Genomic DNA, 19252 nt, shown 5'->3' on the forward strand with positions numbered 1-19252 from the left:
AGAGACTTGACTAATGACTCTTGACAAATGACCAATGACTAATGACTAATGACAAACAACATGAAAATTGCGATCGCTCAAATTAATCCGACAATTGGTGACTTACCAGGAAATGCCCAAATAATTTTGGAAATGGCACAACGGGCAGCTGCAAAAGGTGTGCGTTTGTTGTTGACGCCAGAACTTTCTTTGTGTGGCTATCCACCAAGGGATTTATTGCTAAATCCCAGTTTTGTGGAGGCAATGGGTATTACCTTACAACAGTTAGCCAGAGATTTGCCACCTAAGTTAGCTGTTTTGGTGGGAACTGTTGAACAACATACAAAAGCCCACATAACTGGTGGTAAAACATTATTCAATAGCATAGCTTTATTAGAGAATGGTCAAGTCAAACAATTCTTTTATAAGCGGCTTTTACCTACTTACGATGTCTTTGACGAAAACCGCTATTTTGAACCAGGGTTGCAAGCTAATTATTTCACCCTAGATAATATCCACATTGGCGTAACTATTTGCGAAGATTTGTGGAATGATGAAGATTTTTGGGGCAAACGTAGTTATGCTGTGAATCCAATTGCTGACTTAGCAATTTTGGGTGTGGATTTGATTGTCAATTTATCTGCGTCACCCTACAGTGTTAGCAAACAGCAGTTTCGAGAAACATTGCTTAGTCATAGTTCGGTGCGTTTTCAACAACCAATTATCTATGCTAACCAAGTTGGCGGAAATGATGACTTAATTTTTGATGGTCGTAGTTTTGCCTTGAATCGTCAAGGAGAAATTATCTGTCGCACCCGTGGATTTGAAACGGATTTAGTATTAGTTGAATTTGATGAAGCCCAGCGGGATTTGCAGTTAGGTTCTGTGACACCTGGATATGAATCAGAAGATGAAGAAATCTGGCAAGCTTTGGTTTTAGGAGTGCGAGATTACGCCCGTAAGTGTCGCTTTTCTAAAGTAGTGCTGGGTTTAAGTGGGGGAATTGACTCTGCATTAGTAGCAGCGATCGCAACTACTGCACTCGGTAAAGAAAATGTCCTGGGTGTGCTTATGCCTTCCCCCTATAGTTCTGAACATTCGATCAGCGATGCTTTAGCTTTAAGCGAAAATTTGGGGATAAAGACCAATATTTTACCGATTGGGAATTTAATGCAAGGCTTTGATCAAACCTTAGCCGACTTATTTGCAGATACCGAGTTTGGACTAGCAGAAGAGAATATACAATCCCGAATTCGGGGTAATTTATTAATGGCGATCGCAAATAAATTCGGTTATCTCCTGCTATCTACTGGTAATAAGTCAGAAATGGCAGTTGGTTACTGTACTCTCTACGGCGATATGAATGGCGGTTTGGCGGTAATTGCTGACGTTCCCAAAACCCGCGTTTATTCACTTTGCCATTGGTTAAATCGCAATAGCGAGATTATTCCGCAAAACATTCTGACTAAAGCACCCAGCGCTGAACTCAAACCTGGTCAAGTAGATCAAGACTCTCTACCGCCCTACGAAATTTTGGATGATATCTTGCAACACCTGATTCACAACCACCAATCAACACCACAAATTGTTGCAGCTGGACACGACCCAGTGATTGTAGACAGAGTAATCCAGATGGTTGCGCGTGCTGAATTTAAACGGCGACAAGCACCCCCCGGATTGAAAATCACCGATCGCGCCTTTGGTACAGGTTGGCGAATGCCTATTGCTAGTAACTGGGTTGCTGTCAAAAATGCTTACCAGATAAAAACAGTTCCTAAGCCTACCTTAGTCTGCTGGGATGGACAAGATGCTCATCCGCGAATCAAGTAATTAGACATCTGGCAAAAATCCTGGTTGATTTGGAACCACACATGTAGACGCGTTGTAGCTTCCCGCAAATACACCGTTGAACACAGCGAAAAGTTATGTAGGCAAGTTTCCCAACCTAGGAAACTTTTCAAGACAGATAATTCATCGGTGTATATCTGCGGTTGACGAATCCATAATCACCATATTTTGCCTAAGTACAAAATTTCTTAAATTCGTAGTGCAATTTAAAAACTCTGCGTTTACACGTTCGCGCAGCGTTTCTGTGCGTTTCAATTTAAACCCTCAATTCGCCACAGTTTTATGCAAAGCTATACTAAGTATCTTGAAACTAATTCATTTCTTTTTTGAGTTTATTTTAGACAAAATATTAACTTTTTTAGAGTGTATAGTCAAAATTTTGACATCTTCTCCTGTATAAGAGTATAGTTTCAAACAACATCAATCTCCAAAATGATGTTTGTACCTAGGAGTAGATAAATGAAGACAGGTGCAATATGAAACTACAAGATTTTTTGGGAAAAGAGGAAAAATGGGGATTTGAGGCGATCGCTCAAGATACAGATTTAACTCGTCAGATTCAAATTCTGTTAATTGGCTTGGGTCTCTTAGAACCTCCAGCTGATGGCAAGTTTGGCCCAGTTTCGGTAGCTGCCCTCAAAAAATTTCAAGACTTAACAAAGACTGAAGAAAGCGAATTTTTGGGAGCAGTTACAGCTAAAAAACTGATTGAAACTAAACCAGAGGAACTACCTAAACCACCTTTAAAATTAGGCAGTGACATTGCCAGCAAGATTATTAAATATATGCAGGCAAAAAATTATCAGGTGTTTACCAACCTTAAAGAATACAATATTGTTTACATAGAAGGAATCAATGAAAACTGGAGCCTCAACAGTGATCCACCCAATCAATTTAATGATCGGCGGATTGTTATTGAAGTAGTAGATGGTATTCCCAAAATTGTGAATCACTGGCAAGCTACCACTGAACCAGGTAAATACTATACCTTCAACCCCATGAATTCTGGAGGAGCTGCCAGAATTAAATTTGGGCAATATAAAGCTTGGGCTGTGGGGTGGCACGGTAATGCAGATCGTCATCAAGCATTAGTGCAAGTTGCGCCCATCACTGTTCACCGAGATTTCAACAAAGACTTTCAGCGAACTGGCGACAAACTTGATACAGGCCTTTTCTTAGTAAATCAACACTGGGGTTATGATGCGCCTGCAAATGATATCAAGAATGCCAGTGCAGGTTGTTTAGTAGGACGTAGGCGTGAAGGACACCGAGAGTTCATGGCGATCATTAAACAAGACCGCCGTTATGTAGCCAATAATGATTATGTTTTTTATACTACAGTAATTTCTGGAGATGATTTATTGAAGACATTCCCACGATAAGGTAACGGGTAATGGGTAATTAGCAGCTAATCCATTACCTATTACTAGCCAGCAGCTTGGGAGAACGAAACTATGCCCTTTGTGACGCTTTGTGGCGCTTTATCCACCAGCCCATAATCCCAGCAACTACTGTACTTGCTACAGTAAAAGGTTCGGGAACCAGTTCGCTTCTACCAGATGCAATGTTAATTTCTTCACGTTTTGGAAAAGAATATAATATCTTGCCTGGCTCTAAAATTATTTCAACTTCATTGTAGGAAAAACTCGGAAAGTCAAGGTTAGGTATAGTTGCCCCTACAAAATTTTGTGTATCAAAAGTTAAGTTAAATAATGCTGAATTAATGTTGTAAGCATTAATATCTTCTAACTTTTGATAGAGGAAGTTAAAAGCAAGAACATTACTAAAAATATCGCCACTAATCGCCAAGGAATTTGCATAGAAAGATTCGTTATTGGAAGCTAATGTGTATACAAGACTCCCCAAAGAGTTTCGTAAATTAAAATTCCAATTTGTCACACTCCCTTCATCATCAAGTTCACTTATTTCAAAAGTCCCATCAAAAAAACCATTTTGCAACTGCGAAGCTATTCCTCCCTGACTCACAATAGCTTGTGGGGCAAATTTTCCTGAAACCCTGAATTGTGCAGCACTAACGGGAGCAATCCCCATACCACTCAACATAACAACTCCTAGGGTTGCGCTTGTAGTTGCCATTGATAATTTCATGAGTAGATTAATAGTCATTGATTTGATTTCTCCAAAACAAAAGTACACAAACTACAGCAATGCGTTAGCCTTTCAGCAGCTAGCAATGCCAGGAAATGCACCCTGATTAGTTGAAAAATCACTTATTAACAGTATTTAAGTAAGTAGAAATAATTAAATAGAAAATGTTTTTTAGCTTGTAGTTGTCGCTGTCTTCGCTAATATACCAACTACAAATAATGCCTACCTATTTAGATACACTGTCTAAGTTGAGTGCTTCCGCCGAAAGTATTTGTATGTCGGTCAAATGCTGTGTAATTCTATGGTAAACAACGGCAAATATTCTAAACTTATGATTTTTTTGAACTCTTATTCATTATCAAAATGCCAGTAACGTTTAAAAAAAGCAACAGATATCAAAGTTCTTTATAAAAAACATACATACTATTTATAATTTTTTTATCTATAGAATTAATTTGCTAATAACTTATAGCAGGAGCCTAATGAAGCTTTATACCTTGATATTTATTGCAGATGTTTTGTATAAAAATTCAAGCAATCATATTTCTAAATAATAACTATTTTTGTCTTCTTAACGTATTTATGTACACAGCAGGCTAGCAAGGAGCGATCGCATCTGACACAATAATCTTACTGTGACTAATCAACTTTTTGAGCCAAGAGATAAATGACTACTGCTGTCTTGCTTGAAAATATTTACAAGTTCTACAACAACGTCCCTGTAGTGAATGACCTCTCATTCACCATTGAAGCCGGGGAGATATTTGCTCTACTTGGCCCGAACGGTGCGGGTAAATCAACTACAATTCGGATGTTAACTACACTGACAAAACCGTCCCAAGGACGGATAGAAGTCGGTGGTTATGATGTAATAAATCAAGCCATACTGGCAAAACAGACTATTGGCGTAGTCTTGCAACAAACTAGTGTAGATACTGATTTAACCGTATGGGAAAATATGGAGTTGCATGGGAGACTACATCACATAGTCAACCCGCAGCGACAGCAACTAATTCGTCAATGGCTAGAGTATGTTGAGTTAGCAGACAGACGCGATGATTTGGTAAAAACCCTGTCTGGAGGTATGAAACGACGCTTACAAATAGCGAGAGCTTTATTGCATCAACCGCAAATTCTGTTTTTGGATGAACCAACGGTAGGATTAGACCCTCAAACCAGACGACGCCTTTGGGAAATTATTCGAGATTTGAATAAGCAGGGAATGACGATGCTACTCACGACGCATTACATGGATGAGGTGGAGTTTTTGTGTGATGCTTTTGGTTCTACTCAGCCAGGACGCATCGGTATTATGGATAGCGGTAAACTGATTTCCTTGGGAACGCTAAAACAGTTGCGCTCTGCTCACGGTGAAGGTTTGGTAATGAAGCAGTTGGGTATTACCGAAGCGGAAAGTGATAGCGCACGTAGCTGGGAATATCTGTTTTTCCCTTCTTTGGAAGAAGCGAACAACTATTTGAATGAACAGCCCGATAAAACCGGAATGATGGCGCGTTCCTCTAACCTGGAAGATATTTTTATGGAATTAACGGGACGCCAGTTAGATTAAACCTCATCTTCCTAACTGTCTAAGCATGGCTTCTACTCTGTCTACACCGTCTGGATCATTACGTCGCTTGTATAAGTCACGGGCTTTTTGAAGCATGCTGCTCGCTTGTTTGGTTTGTCGTCGCTGTTTATACATCGACCCCATCAACTCGTAAGTCTGGGCATTGTTTTTATCTAGGTTGACTGCTTGCTCGTATGCCCAAGCGGCTGCACCATAGTCTCCTAAACGTGATTGCGTCACACCCAATCCTAAATAGGCATTAACGTTGTTGCGATTTAGTTGTATAGCACGACGATAGCCTTCTTTTGCTCCAGCCGTGTCTCCCAAATTGGCTTTGATATAACCCACCGCGTAATAAAAATCACTATTGTTGGGGTTGATGGCAATAGCACGACGATAAGCAGTTAAAGCGGCTCGGTAATTTCCTTGTTGAGCGTATAAGTAACCAATACCAGAATGAATTTTGGCATTCTTAGGAGCTAGGGTAGCTGCTTGTTGATAAACAGCGATCGCGCCACCATAATCGCCAGTATCTACTAACCTCCGTCCGTCCTCTAGTAGTTGCTTTAACTCTGGGTTTCTGGCTTGTACCACCAATACTTGAGCCTGTGCGATCGCTGGTATAGTCACAGCAAAACATCCTGATAAGAGAACACTAAATACTAATGATTTCGGCTTGTACACAGTAAATTTCCCGATATTGTAGTGAATTTTTTTCTTGTACATTAAAACAAAAATATTGAGCTTTGAAAACTGTATTTATTCGCATTTATGAAATGTTAATAATTCATCCTATCTTTATCCTTGTTTACAGACAGTAATATCTTCAGAGTTTTTACTGAAAGATTCAGTATAAGGTATAAACAATCAAGTATATCCTCCAAGTTGGTTCAGGGTTCTGCCAAAAATATACTTTGTTTAGCCAGTAGTTATACTTGCTATCTGGATCAACTCAATAGGTATCTCACTTACTTTTAGATAGACGAGACGCTTATCTATAAAAGTATTCAGCATTCATTCTTGTTGATGATTCATGTTGATTATTTAACTTAATAATTTACTAACTCTGTATCCAATTTTTCCACATTTTTAATCATTTATACCTGATCATTTTTTAATCATTAAACGATAAGATAAATCCAAAAAGCAAAATGTTCCTTTAAATTCTAAATCTTTGCTCAAGATGACTCTAAAAATGAGATTATAGTGACAAGACTAATTTCCAATTTTATGGAATAGTGTTGATAAAATCTGTCTGCTTCTATACTCATCGAAGGCATCATCTCTACAGATCAAGTCTAGTAAGCCAGGCTTGATTGAGATTTTTAAATTTGCACAAGTAAATTTTGTATGTGCGATCGTGAGTTACAGTTGCTCAAGAATTTTTATAAACACTTGACAAAAACATCAACTTATATAACGTTTATGAGGCTAAATCGTGATTATAACTACTACTGATGTGATTCAAGGAGCCGTTATTGACTCATATCTAGGCATTGTGACGGCGGAAGTAGTTTATGGTAGTAATTTTCTACGAGATTTTTTAGCTAGCATTCGAGACATTATCGGCGGGAGAACTGCTAGCTATGAACGTCTATTTGAACAGGGTCAAAGAAAGGCATTAGAAGAATTAGAACAACGGGCACAACGTTTAGGAGCAAATGCTGTGATCGGTATTGAAATTGATACTGGCACAATCAATATTGATCAGTCAGGAGTTTTACTGCTGATTACTGCTACGGGCACTGCTGTGAAGATGCGTTAATCTTTATCTTTGTTTTCTAATTAGTTTGTTTTTAGTTTTTATGAAAAATATCTACGTTTCCCATCTATTCAGAATTAAAAGTGATTTGCTACAGCAGTTGATAAGTGTATTTAAGTTTGCAAATTTATATGAAGAAAATATAAAAAGCTAAGATGAACTTAAAGTTAAACTGAAAGTTTTTAAATCCATATAGATAATGGTTATTCCTAGAGATATAGTTATTAATTATTTCTATTGATAGATGTTAAAACTCCTGATAACAATTTATTTTTGAACAATGAGCATTAATGTACAAAACAAAGAAAGTTTGCTGAAGTCAGCAACGGAGAAAATAGACTATGTCATACGCAAATAGGGTAGGAAATTCCGATGTTGTTCCTCCTGACCCTGTGGTAGTGGGTCGAGTAGCTGAATATCATGATCTTGTTCGCTGGGGGCCGATTATTTCTGGTCTACTGGTTGCATTAGCCACTCAATTAATTTTGAGCGCTATTATTGGTGCAGTTGCAGCCGGTACTGTTGAAGGTTCAGGTGCGCCTAGAACAATTGCACCTGATGCTGCTGGTAATGCAGGGCTTTGGTCAACAATCGCTTTGTTGATTTCTCTGTTTACTGGTGGTTGGGTTACAGCTCGTGCTTGTGGGCCGATGAACCGCAACACAGCGCTTCTCAACGGCGCGATTCTTTGGGCCACTACTTTGGCTGTTAGTTCATGGCTACTTGCAAGCGGAGTATCGGGTGCTTTCGGTGTTGCTGCTTCCAACGCTGGGGAAGTGATAAACCAGGTACAACAGCAAGGTGGTGTTAATGTACCACAAGCAAACGTAACTGCCCAACAAGCTCGTGAAGCAGCAGCTAATTTACGTTCAGGATTGTGGTGGTTTGTGTTCGGTTCCTTGCTAGGTTTAATAGCGTCAATGATTGGAGCCGTAACTGGCGCTCGCAGTCCACGTGCTAACACTTATAACACTTAAAAATCGCCTGGAAATGCAAATTTTACGAATTTTAAAAGCACCTTTGAGGAGGTGCTTTTTTTATTTAAACTTAACATTACCATTTGAGATATGAAGCTTCGATTCCTTGCTCTCTCCTAATCTTGCCATCTTTTTCAAACCAGTCAATTACTTGCTTTGCTGTCAAATCCTCAATGGCAGTATTGTACTCTTGAGCAATATGCTTCAAAAGCTTCAGTGATGAAATCGTCAATCTTGTTAAAAACTTTTCTGGAGAAGACAACAAAGCGGTGTCTACTTTTGCTGATTCGTCCAGGGTTAAAAACTGTGTTGACGGTTGCTGTGATGGTAAATCCATAAAATAAATTTTATCTAAAACTTAGAGGTTCATAAGTAATAGGTAATAGCTAATTAAGTAATAGTTACCACTTAGTTATTACCTGTATCCTAAACTGGATATGAACACGAATTTAGTCATTACACTTTTGCTTTCGAGCTTGCACCAAATAGCCACAACGATGTTCGCCGTTGATAATCCAGTGGGTACGCTCGATTGTACAATCTGGTAGGACGGCGGCAAACATTTCTAATTCATGACCGCAAATGCTGGGAAAAGACTCGGCAACGTTGGAAATCGCGCAGTGATGCTCAGTTAAGATAAAGCGATCGCCTAGCTTGTCCCCAGAATCACTTTGTGAGGAATCAGTGTCTACAGAGTGACACTCTGCCATAAAACCTTCAGCTTTTCTGAGTTCGACTAACTTGCCAACACGCTCTTGTAGTGAACCGTTACCCAAGCGATCGCGGTATTCTTGAGCTTTACGTTCCCACTGTTTTCGTAAAATTGAGCTAACTTGGTCACGCCCTACGGTTTCTGCTAATGTATCTAGCAGAGAAACGGCAAATTCGCCATAGCGATCGCCATAGTTACCGTTCATTGTCCGTTGCAGGCGATCGCGTCCCTGACGACTCAGGTGATAAACGTGCTGCGGACGCCCCATCCCTCGAACTTCAGGTCTTTGTAACTCGGCACTTTGAGTTTTATGTGCCTGCACCGACGAGTACAAAACTAGCTCCTCCGCCTCTAAATCCTTGAGATGGCGACGAATTGCTTGGGGGCTAACATCTAAAACTTCGGCAAGCTCAAAAGCCGTTGCTTGTGAGCGTTTCAGGAGATATTCTAGGATATCTTGCTTAGTTGAGGACTGGTGAGTAGTCGCCATGTTCTCTGCGAGACGTTCCGCGAACGTCCCAAAAATTTCTGGAAAAATTTGACTTTAACAACATTGTTGTTGTTAATTTAGCGTAAAATGAAGATACATTAAACAACATAGTTGTTGTTTTACTCTCCACCACCATTCTAACAGCCGTGTAACCATTCCGTAACGCGAGATGGGAATCGGCTAAATCCAAACCCGTCTTCCATCCTTAAAAGGCAGGCAGCGCGTTCCTTTAGTTTCCAAAGTTGTAGCGACTGCCATAGAGATTCAACCGAACACAGAACGTAAGAGACTATTACCGATGAGTGCCACTGTCAAAACCTTAGTCAACCAACCCTACAAGTACGGCTTTGTCACCGACATTGAGGCCGACACTATTCCGCGTGGACTAAACGAAGACGTTATCCGCTTGATCTCCGCTAAGAAGAACGAGCCAGAGTTCATGCTGGAGTTTCGCCTCAAAGCTTATCGTCAGTGGCAAAAAATGACAGAACCAACTTGGCCTAGTGTCAAGTATCCACCAATAAATTATCAAGATATCATTTACTATTCAGCTCCGAAACAAAAAAAACCAAAGCTGAACAGTTTAGATGAAGTTGATCCAACCCTCTTGGAAACATTCGAGAAGTTAGGCATTTCTCTGTCTGAACAGAAGCGACTGTCAAACGTCGCCGTTGATGCGATTTTCGATAGCGTTTCCGTTGCCACAACTTTTAAGGAAAAACTGGCTGAAGATGGAGTTATTTTCTGTTCAATTTCCGAAGCACTACAAGAACACCCAGAACTAATAAAAAAATACCTGGGTAGTGTTGTTCCGGTTGCAGACAACTACTTTGCTGCCTTGAACGCCGCCGTATTCAGCGATGGTTCCTTCGTCTATATTCCTAAAGGGGTCAAATGTCCGATGGAACTGTCTACTTACTTCCGCATCAACTCAGGTGATACAGGACAATTTGAGCGGACTTTGATTATTGCCGAAGAAGGTAGCTATGTTTCCTACTTGGAAGGTTGCACAGCGCCAATGTACGACAGCAACCAACTGCACGCCGCCGTCGTGGAACTTGTTGCCCTCGACAATGCTGAGATTAAATACTCCACCGTGCAAAACTGGTATGCTGGAGATGCTAACGGGAAAGGCGGTATTTACAACTTTGTCACCAAACGCGGTTTGTGTCAGGGCGTAAATTCCAAAATTTCCTGGACTCAAGTAGAAACAGGTTCAGCAATCACTTGGAAATATCCCAGCTGTGTGTTGGTAGGTGATAACTCTGTGGGTGAATTCTACTCGGTAGCGCTGACAAATCATAAGCAGCAAGCCGATACCGGCACTAAGATGATTCACGTTGGTAAAAACACTCGCAGTACAATTATCTCTAAAGGAATCTCCGCGGGTAACTCTAGCAATAGCTACCGGGGTTTGGTGAAAGTAAATCCGAAAGCGCAAGGGGCAAGGAACTATTCTCAGTGCGACTCTATGTTGATCGGGGATAACGCCCACGCGAATACTTTCCCCTATATCCAAGTGCAAAATAATACTGGAAGAGTGGAGCATGAAGCTTCTACTTCCAAAATTGGGGAAGATCAGCTGTTCTACTTCGCTCAACGCGGCATTTCCTCAGAAGATGCAATTTCAATGATGGTTAGCGGTTTCTGCAAAGATGTTTTTAGTCAACTCCCGATGGAGTTTGCTGTGGAAGCTGATAAGCTGTTGAGTTTGAAGTTAGAAGGCAGTGTCGGGTAATGTTGAAGGTTTACCTCTGTGTCTTTGTGTCTTTGTGGTGAAGTGAACCACTAAGACACAAAGGCACAAAGAAACAAGAGAAGAGAGAGAATATGATTAGAGAAAATAGTGGAGTTGTGCTGTCAGTCAGAGATTTGACGGCTACAGTTAATGGGACACCGATTCTTAAGGGTTTTAATCTTGAGGTACGTTCCGGTGAAATCCATGCAATTATGGGGCCGAATGGTTCTGGGAAGAGTACCTTTTCTAAGGTATTGGCTGGGCATCCGGCGTATGAGGTGACTGGTGGTGAGATAATTTTCCAAGGACAAAATCTGCTGGAATTGGAACCAGAAGAACGAGCAAGATCTGGCGTATTTCTGGCGTTTCAATATCCGCTAGAAATTCCCGGTGTCAGCAATTTGGATTTTTTGCGAGTGGCTTACAATTCCCGCCGCAAGGCACAGGGTTTAGAGGAATTGGATGCCTTTGATTTTGACGATCTAATCGAGGAAAAGCTGGATGTGGTGAAGATGAATCCCGCTTTCCTCAGCCGCAGTTTAAATGAAGGGTTTTCTGGTGGCGAGAAGAAGCGCAACGAAATTCTGCAAATGGCGCTGCTGGAACCGAAATTAGCAATTTTGGATGAAACTGATTCAGGTTTGGATATTGACGCTCTTAAGATTGTAGCAAGCGGGGTAAATCAGTTGGCAAGTCCAGAAAATGCCACAATTTTGATTACTCACTATCAACGCTTACTTAACTATATTGTTCCTGACTACGTGCATGTGATGGCAAACGGGCAGATTCTTCTGTGCGGCGGTAAGGATTTAGCACTAGAGTTAGAATCTCGTGGTTATGACTGGATTTTGAAAGATGCTGCAACTGAGGTCGGTGTGTGATGACTATTCAAGTATCTCCTAGTCCCATTCCTAACTCTGATGCCGTCAGTTTGACATCTATGCTGGATAAAGATGTTTATCTAACTGGATTGTTAGAGCAGGTAATAGCAACAAAAACAGAGGGTTGGTTGCAGGAATTACGCGATGGCGCTGCTAATTGGGTACGTCATTCAACTATTCCTACCACTCGTGAGGAAGAATGGCGATTTACTGATTTGTCATCTCTGCGACAAGTTCAGTTTCAGGTAAAGGCGCAATCAATACCAGCCGATATTTCGGCGCTGATACCAGAAGCTATTAACAGCCGTTTGGTGTTTGTTAATGGCGTTTATGCGCCTGAGTTATCAGCAGTTGCAGATTTGCCTGATGGTGTTCTGGTAAGTAATTTAGCTGGGTTGTCTGAATCTGATCAGGAGCGTGTTAGGCAGTATTTAGCTCAAGCTGAAGGAGCGCAGGAAGTATTTACTGCTCTAAATACGGCTGGGATAACTGATGTAGCTGTGGTGTGGGTGGCGAAGAATGTAGTAGTTGAGACGCCTATTCATCTGCTGTTTATTTCGGATGCTGGTGAGATACCGACGATTTCGCAGCCGCGTTGTTTGGTGGTGGCGGAGATGGGTAGTAGTGTGACGTTGGTTGAAGAGTATACGAACCGCAGCGGAAAGTCTGAGCGCCGGCTTCCGGCGAACAGAACTTTCCAAGACAGAGGCGCAAAGAGCGCGGAGAAAGAAGAGGTTTATCTCACCAATGCGGTTACAGAGATTTGGGTTGGTGATAATGCCCAGGTGAGTCACACTAGGGTTGAGTGGGAAGGTGCAGAGGCTTTTCATATCGGGAAGACTGCGATCGCTCAAGCTCGTGATAGTCGATATACTTGTCATGCAATAACTTTAGGTGCAAAGCTATCACGGCACAATTTAGAGATTTTGCAAACTGGTGAGCAAACAGAAACTATTCTCAACGGTTTGACGATGATCTCTGGTAAGCAGCTGGCGGATACTCATAGTGCGATCGCTCTTAATTATCCTCACGGTATAAGTAAGCAATTGCATAAGTGTATTGTAGGCGATCGCGCTCATGCGGTGTTCAATGGCAAAGTTTTTGTTCCTAAGCCGGCGCAGTTGACTGATGCAGCTCAGTTAAATCGGAATTTGCTGCTATCATCTAAAGCCAGAGTTGATACTAAACCTCAATTGGAAATTACGGCAGATAATGTTAAATGCGCTCACGGTGCTACTGTAAGTCAGTTGGAGGATGATGAAATATTCTATCTGCAAAGCCGAGGAATCGATGAAAACGATGCTCGCAATTTGTTAATTAACGCTTTCGCGGCCGAAGTTATCAACAAAATACCAGTTCCATCTTTGCAAGAAATCCTGTTAAGTACTGTCAATAGTCTGAAGTCTCTACTTAATGACTAATGACTAATTATTAATTACTATTTCATTACCAATGACTTTCACTCCTACAAAAACCCTTGCCGATAAAGTTCGCGCTGACTTCCCGATATTGCGTCAGGAAGTCAATGGGAAACCTTTGGTTTATCTCGATAATGCTGCGACATCGCAAAAACCTTTGCTGGTATTAAATACCCTGCGGGATTACTACGAGCAATATAATGCTAACGTGCATCGGGGCGCTCATACCCTCAGTGCCAAAGCTACTGATGCTTATGAAGGTGCGCGAGACAAAGTTGCCAAATTTATTAATGCTGCATCGCGTCAGGAAATTATTTACACCCGCAACGCAACTGAGGCGATTAACTTAGTAGCCTATAGCTGGGGAATGAATAATTTGCAGCAGGGCGATGAAATTATTCTGTCGGTGATGGAACACCATAGTAATATTGTACCGTGGCAGTTTGTGGCACAAAAGACGGGTGCCGTATTGAAATTTGTGGGACTGACACCAGAAGAAACTTTTGATTTAGAACAGTTTAAGAAGCTGATTTCTAACAAAACCAAATTGGTTTCAACTGTGCATGTTTCTAACACTTTGGGTTGTATTAATCCAGTGCAAGAAATTGTTGCGATCGCTCACCAATACGGTGCTAAAGTTTTAATTGATGCTTGCCAAAGTGTCCCTCATATACCTGTTGATGTGCAGCAGATAGACTGTGATTGGTTGGTTGCTTCCGGTCACAAAATGTGTGCTCCAACTGGGATAGGATTTTTGTATGGCAAGTTGGAATTGTTGGAATCTATGCCACCGTTCTTTGGTGGTGGTGAGATGATTGCAGAGGTATTTTTAGACCATTCTACTTATGCAGAATTACCGCATAAATTTGAAGCTGGTACACCTGCAATTGGGGAAGCGATCGCTCTTGGTGCAGCAATCGATTATCTTAATAACATAGGTATGGATAAAATCCACGCCTACGAAGCAGAATTAACAGCTTATTTATTTCAACAATTAGAGCAAATTCCTCAAATTCGGATTTACGGCCCTAAACCGAATGCTCAAGGAGAAGGTAGAGCAGCTTTAGCTGCATTTACAGCGGGAGAAGTCCACGCCAATGATATATCTACATTATTAGATCAAGAAGGCGTTGCTATTCGTTCTGGGCATCACTGCACTCAACCATTACACCGTTACTTAAGTCTTGCTGCAACCGCACGAGCAAGTTTATCTTTCTACAACACCCACGAGGAAATTGATGTTTTCATCAAAGCGTTGAAGGAAACCCTTGACTTTTTTGCTGGTTTTTCAAGTTAAATATAGACAATGTTTAGATGCTAATTGTGCCAATTATAGTTACTTATAGTTGGCATAATTTAACTACCTGGGTTATTTACAGGAGCAGCTAAAATGTCATACAGTGATTTCACTCTAGACAAAGTTAGAAAAACTTTTAGTCTAAACTATTGCTGATAAAACTGATATATTTGTTTGCATCTTTACCTGAAATAGAGTGTCCACTATTACTTGCAGAAGTATTGCGTGAAAGTGTACCTTTAGCTCTTGCTACTAATACTGAAAAAGCTCGTTCAGAGATGATTATTGCACCTATTTTAATTGCTATTAGAAAATATTTGAATAATCAAATAAGTTTATTTTCAGGCATAGATTTTAGTGTTGATATAGCACTAGGCTTAAATGGAAATTGCGATTTTATTATTAGCCGTTCACCAGAATTACTAATTCTTAACGCACCAGTTGTCACAATTGTAGAAGCTAAACAAGAAAATATCAATGCAGGATTAGGTCAGTGTGTAGCGGAGATGTTAGCAGCTAAATTGTTTAATGAACGTGAGGGCAATAATATTCAGACAATTTATGGTACTGTTACCACTGGAACTAACTGGAAGTTTTTGAAGCTGATTGGACAAGTAGTTGAAATTGACTTGAGTGAATATTATATTAGTGACATAGATAAAATTTTAGGAATTTTATCTAACATCCTGACGGAAGAAGTATTTGAATATGCTTGTCAAGTCAACGCCTGCTGAACAAAGAACAGTGCTACATAACATTAGCTGGGAAACCTTTGAAGCCTTGCTGAGAGATACAGGTGAAGATAGAGGTTCTCGGTTTGCTTATGACTGCGGCACTTTAGAAATTATGACCCCACTTTTTGAACATGAAAACCCCAAAATTCAATTTGACCGCTTTATATTCGCTTTAGCTGAAGAAGTGGGAATAGAAATTAAAAGTGCTGGTTCTACAACACTAAAGCGTCGATTAGCACGTCAAGGTATAGAACCAGATAACTGCTACTACATACAAACTGAATCGAGAGTCAGAGGTAGGAGAACGCTAAATTTAGAAAATGATCCGCCGCCTGACTTAGCAATTGAAATTGACATTACTAGCAGTTCAGTTAACAAATTTGGTATTTACGCAGCGTTAGGTATAACTGAACTTTGGACATATGATGGACAAAATTTAAAATTTTATCAGTTGGTAGAGGAGCAATATATTGAGTGTAAGTTTAGTATTGCTTTTCCTTTTGTATCGATGAGTGAGATAAGCAGATTTATCGAGCAAAGTAAAAACATGGGGGAAATTGCTTTGCTGAAAACTTTTCGAGCTTGGGTGAGGGAGAAGATAGGATAAGTTAGTAAATATTTTTACTATAAATACTGGATGTAACCATTAAAATATAAATAAAATTTTATTTTTTTTGTTGAATATTCTATGTTGAAGTTCACCTTTAAAAGTTGTTGTCTCACCTGGTTGCAGCAGGATATTCTTTACAAAGACTTTATTGGATTCACAGCGATCGCCCAACAACACTCAACTCAAAGCATCTGGATCTATACCCAACCTTCGTAATTCTTCCGCCAGCCTTTGAGCACGTTGTTCAGCATTAGTGGCGCGTTGTTCAGCAACACTAGCCCTTTCTTCTGGTGTCAGATATCTGACTCCTTGTACGTCATACCAATACAACCAGTCCCGCGTGATTCCTTGATAGGTTCCACGTTCATAACCAATAGCTAAACCCACCTCGTTTAACCAAACAGGATTTCCTGGCTGCAATACATATTCACCATTCTCTAAGCGATAAACTTCTAAGGGCGGTTTTTTGCGACGTTGGGGATTATAGATAACGTAATATAAAATCTCCATCTCAGCATAAAGTTTCTTTTTGCTGGTGTATTCACTACGTCGCCTGTGGGAAACAACTTCTAGCGCCATAATTGGCATCACCTTTTCTTCCCACAACACATAACTTAAGCGCAAGTTCTCATCAAAAACTCGCTTGACTCCCAAACTCAAAAATCCATCTGGCACAATTGGTGGTTGTTCAGGATCGTAGTAAATACCCATATCAACGCCAAAAAACCAATCCATCCGGCTTGCCCATATCCAAGCCAAAATAGCTTTGAGCAAACTAGGAATCAAATCTTGTAGTTCATTATCCACAGGTTCATCGTCAGAGTCAGGCAGATCCTCGGCTGAGGGCAAGCAGTGTAATGGGTTGTAATTTAGCATGGTAGGAGCGATCGCTAAAAGTTAACGCAGATTCATAATATTGATAACATTTATCCACCTCTGACTTTTTCTTGCGATAATTCCCAATGGGGACGCGCTCTCCACTGGTTAGTCAAAGGGGGATAGATGACAATCAAGCGGTTGCTTTTAATTGTAATGACGCTGATAGCGATCGGTTCTTCTGGTGTTTCTTTATTTAGCAGTTGGCAAGAACCTCAGTTCCAAAGCCGCCTGGAACTTTACCAAACAAATATCGGACTGCAAGCACAAGCGTGGCGAGCAGAAGGTAGTAACAACGATAATTTACAAGGAATTCAAGAAGCAATACTGGGCGATAAACCTCTAGAAAACGCTACGAAGCAGTATCAGGAGGCGCGTAAATCTGTTCAAACTAATTTGGACAAAGCCAAAAACCAACTGACAAAATTGAGTTCTCAATCTCAGGCTACTCCCACACCTCCTAAACCTCTACCGGAAGTCCCTCCTGCGACTAATAGCTCTCGCCCAATCCAACAGCAACAGATAAAGCAGTCACTTCAACAACTACAAAAATTGCTGGGCGAGTTGGACTTGCGGCTGGGAATTTTACAAGCACAGCAAGGACAAACGAATACAGCCCTTAAAACTTGGACGGATTTGCAGCAACGCTCAGATATCAATCCAGAATTTAGGGAAACAGCAGCCGTGTTGCTCGGATTGTGGAGTAATTCCCCCCGTCTTCTACCAAATGCACAACAACTGATTCAAAAGAATTTAGAAGGTTGGTTTCGCGCTACTGCTTTGGTTCAACTATACCAACTCCAGCAACGTCAAGAAGCGCTATCAGCAGTAAAAGCCGCAGAACAAGAAGCCGCAACCCAAGCTTTGTTTAAATTAGCAATTATTGGCATTATCCCCACATTGGCAGCTTTGATTGGGATGATGCTGCTAATCTTTTTAGTTGGGCAGCGCTTAGTTAAGGGAAAAGCCGCTTTATTGGCTCAAAATGCTGATGTAGCTTGGTCTACGCCTTGGGATGGAGAAACGATTTTACAGGTTTTCGTCCTAGGCTTTTTCTTGATGGGGCAACTTTTTGTACCCTTAGTTTTGTCTTTGATCCCCATCCCGCGTCCTGTTGCTAATGTGCGAGTTCAGGCTGTTTATGTCTTAGTTAGTTATTTGCTAGTGGCGTCAGGGGCGCTGTTAGTACTGTATTTCTCCATTAAGCGGTTTTTTCCATTACCAGAATTCTGGTTTCGTTTTCGATTCCAAGGCAAGTGGTTTTTGTGGGGACTGGGGGGCTATTGCGCGGCTTTACCCATAGTTGTGGTAGTGTCGTTGATTAATCAACAATTATGGCAAGGACAAGGTGGTAGTAATCCTTTGTTGCAGCTGGCCTTAGAAAGCCGAGATAGTGTAGCACTTGGTATATTTTTCTTTACAGCTGCGATCGCAGCTCCATTTTTTGAAGAACTTCTTTTTCGCGGCTTTTTGTTACCTTCCCTAACTCGTTACTTACCCGTCTGGGGAGCAATTCTTGTAAGTAGTTTGCTGTTTGCCATTGCTCATCTGAGCTTGTCGGAAATTCTGCCACTGACCGCATTGGGGATCGTGTTGGGAATAGTTTACACGCGATCGCGCAACCTCTTCGCTCCCATGCTCCTCCATAGCCTTTGGAATAGTGGTACATTACTGAGTCTATTTCTTTTGGGAAGTAGTAGTAATTAATACTTTGTATCACTGTTGCCAAAAATTAAAATATCTGATTTTATCTGCATATGTAGTAACAATTTACTGATTATAATTAGTAATAAGTATCATGAATGCTAAGTTAGCGCCAAATACGCTAACGACAAAAGCAACTCAAACAATGCTGTTAAATAGATAGATAACTATCTAACCAAGTACTTAGTCTTATCTAAGTAAATTTAACCATTGTCAGAATACTATTGCCTTGTCAAGCTATTTGTGAATTTTGTAATTTATATGGATTGCAAATTCTGTTTGCACTCATGTAAATCGGAATAGGCAACCTAAGAGGAAGTGACAGATTAAAGATACATCTTGCGTATCTATGTTTGTACTTCCTACAAAGGCTATTCTTCTAATTGCTACAACCTCAAAAAAAAGTCCGGAAATAATACTGATGGACTTGTAGACAGTGGCAGAGAATTTTTGCCATCTTCTCAAGATACTCTTGCCTGAAAATCGGCAAAACTGTTATACCAAGGTTTGCGATTAAATCTACAAACAGTCACATAGAAGTGCAAGA

General features: G+C 40.7%; 17 protein-coding genes. 12 read left to right on the top strand and 5 right to left on the bottom strand.

All coding sequences use genetic code 11. The annotated features are described in order from the left end of the window. Positions 1-60 precede the first annotated feature (60 nt). Together HCR01_RS09520 and HCR01_RS09525 are read left to right on the top strand one after the other, a co-directional pair. A complete protein-coding gene (locus HCR01_RS09520) occupies positions 61-1809 on the top strand; it encodes an NAD+ synthase (RefSeq protein ID WP_193196225.1) in 1749 nt (582 codons plus the stop codon). 494 nt (positions 1810-2303) lie between these two features. Beyond that, positions 2304-3209 carry a peptidoglycan-binding protein gene (locus HCR01_RS09525; protein WP_193195987.1) on the top strand — a complete coding sequence of 302 codons (906 nt, stop codon included), beginning with the start codon at positions 2304-2306 and terminating at the stop codon, positions 3207-3209. 70 nt (positions 3210-3279) lie between these two features. Here the strand turns inward: HCR01_RS09525 and HCR01_RS09530 are convergent, their stop codons facing one another. After that, a complete protein-coding gene (locus HCR01_RS09530; RefSeq protein WP_193195988.1) occupies positions 3280-3954 on the bottom strand; it encodes a hypothetical protein in 675 nt (224 codons plus the stop codon). A 649-nt stretch (positions 3955-4603) separates the two neighbouring features. Here HCR01_RS09530 and HCR01_RS09535 point away from each other — a divergent pair. Continuing rightward, the gene (locus HCR01_RS09535) at positions 4604-5506 is read left to right on the top strand and encodes an ABC transporter ATP-binding protein (protein WP_193195989.1); all 903 of its coding nucleotides are present in this window, start codon (positions 4604-4606) and stop codon (positions 5504-5506) included. 3 nt (positions 5507-5509) lie between these two features. Here the strand turns inward: HCR01_RS09535 and HCR01_RS09540 are convergent, their stop codons facing one another. Next, positions 5510-6190 (bottom strand): tetratricopeptide repeat protein, encoded by a 681-nt coding sequence (locus HCR01_RS09540; protein ID WP_193195990.1) that lies wholly within the window; start codon positions 6188-6190, stop codon positions 5510-5512. 754 nt (positions 6191-6944) lie between these two features. Between HCR01_RS09540 and HCR01_RS09545 the strand changes: the two genes are divergently transcribed. Both HCR01_RS09545 and HCR01_RS09550 read left to right on the top strand, forming a co-directional pair. Continuing rightward, positions 6945-7271, top strand: a complete 327-nt coding sequence (locus HCR01_RS09545; RefSeq protein WP_193195991.1) for a YbjQ family protein — start codon at positions 6945-6947, stop codon at positions 7269-7271. 338 nt (positions 7272-7609) lie between these two features. Further along, positions 7610-8245, top strand: a complete 636-nt coding sequence (locus tag HCR01_RS09550; protein ID WP_193195992.1) for a hypothetical protein — start codon at positions 7610-7612, stop codon at positions 8243-8245. 76 nt (positions 8246-8321) lie between these two features. On the opposite strand, the gene HCR01_RS09555 is transcribed toward HCR01_RS09550, so the two are convergent. Both HCR01_RS09555 and sufR read right to left on the bottom strand, forming a co-directional pair. After that, positions 8322-8582, bottom strand: coding sequence for a hypothetical protein (locus tag HCR01_RS09555; protein ID WP_193195993.1), 261 nt, complete (start codon positions 8580-8582; stop codon positions 8322-8324). A 112-nt stretch (positions 8583-8694) separates the two neighbouring features. Then, a complete protein-coding gene (gene sufR / locus HCR01_RS09560) occupies positions 8695-9447 on the bottom strand; it encodes an iron-sulfur cluster biosynthesis transcriptional regulator SufR (RefSeq protein WP_193195994.1) in 753 nt (250 codons plus the stop codon). A 298-nt stretch (positions 9448-9745) separates the two neighbouring features. Between sufR and sufB the strand changes: the two genes are divergently transcribed. The 6 genes from sufB to HCR01_RS09590 all read left to right on the top strand — a co-directional run bounded on the left by sufB (position 9746) and on the right by HCR01_RS09590 (position 16122). Beyond that, positions 9746-11185 carry a Fe-S cluster assembly protein SufB gene (gene sufB, locus HCR01_RS09565; protein WP_193195995.1) on the top strand — a complete coding sequence of 480 codons (1440 nt, stop codon included), beginning with the start codon at positions 9746-9748 and terminating at the stop codon, positions 11183-11185. Positions 11186-11277: 92 nt separating this feature from the next. Beyond that, positions 11278-12066, top strand: coding sequence for a Fe-S cluster assembly ATPase SufC (gene sufC / locus HCR01_RS09570; RefSeq protein WP_193195996.1), 789 nt, complete (start codon positions 11278-11280; stop codon positions 12064-12066). Beyond that, positions 12066-13487, top strand: coding sequence for a Fe-S cluster assembly protein SufD (sufD, locus tag HCR01_RS09575; protein WP_193195997.1), 1422 nt, complete (start codon positions 12066-12068; stop codon positions 13485-13487). The genes sufC and sufD overlap by 1 nt, the downstream gene beginning before the upstream one ends. Positions 13488-13518: 31 nt before the next feature. Next, positions 13519-14781 carry a cysteine desulfurase gene (locus tag HCR01_RS09580; RefSeq protein ID WP_193195998.1) on the top strand — a complete coding sequence of 421 codons (1263 nt, stop codon included), beginning with the start codon at positions 13519-13521 and terminating at the stop codon, positions 14779-14781. A 170-nt stretch (positions 14782-14951) separates the two neighbouring features. Then, the gene (locus HCR01_RS09585; RefSeq protein ID WP_320073099.1) at positions 14952-15515 is read left to right on the top strand and encodes a hypothetical protein; all 564 of its coding nucleotides are present in this window, start codon (positions 14952-14954) and stop codon (positions 15513-15515) included. After that, the gene (locus HCR01_RS09590) at positions 15490-16122 is read left to right on the top strand and encodes a Uma2 family endonuclease (RefSeq protein WP_193195999.1); all 633 of its coding nucleotides are present in this window, start codon (positions 15490-15492) and stop codon (positions 16120-16122) included. Before HCR01_RS09585 ends, HCR01_RS09590 begins: the two co-directional genes overlap by 26 nt. Positions 16123-16302: 180 nt before the next feature. On the opposite strand, the gene HCR01_RS09595 is transcribed toward HCR01_RS09590, so the two are convergent. Further along, positions 16303-17001 (bottom strand): Uma2 family endonuclease, encoded by a 699-nt coding sequence (locus tag HCR01_RS09595; RefSeq protein WP_193196000.1) that lies wholly within the window; start codon positions 16999-17001, stop codon positions 16303-16305. Positions 17002-17127: 126 nt separating this feature from the next. On the opposite strand from HCR01_RS09595, the gene HCR01_RS09600 reads away from it, so the two are divergent. Continuing rightward, the gene (locus tag HCR01_RS09600; protein ID WP_193196001.1) at positions 17128-18708 is read left to right on the top strand and encodes a CPBP family intramembrane glutamic endopeptidase; all 1581 of its coding nucleotides are present in this window, start codon (positions 17128-17130) and stop codon (positions 18706-18708) included. Positions 18709-19252: the final 544 nt, after the last annotated feature.

The sequence above is a fragment of the Nostoc sp. MG11 genome (assembly GCF_014904695.1).
Taxonomy (GTDB): domain Bacteria; phylum Cyanobacteriota; class Cyanobacteriia; order Cyanobacteriales; family Nostocaceae; genus Komarekiella.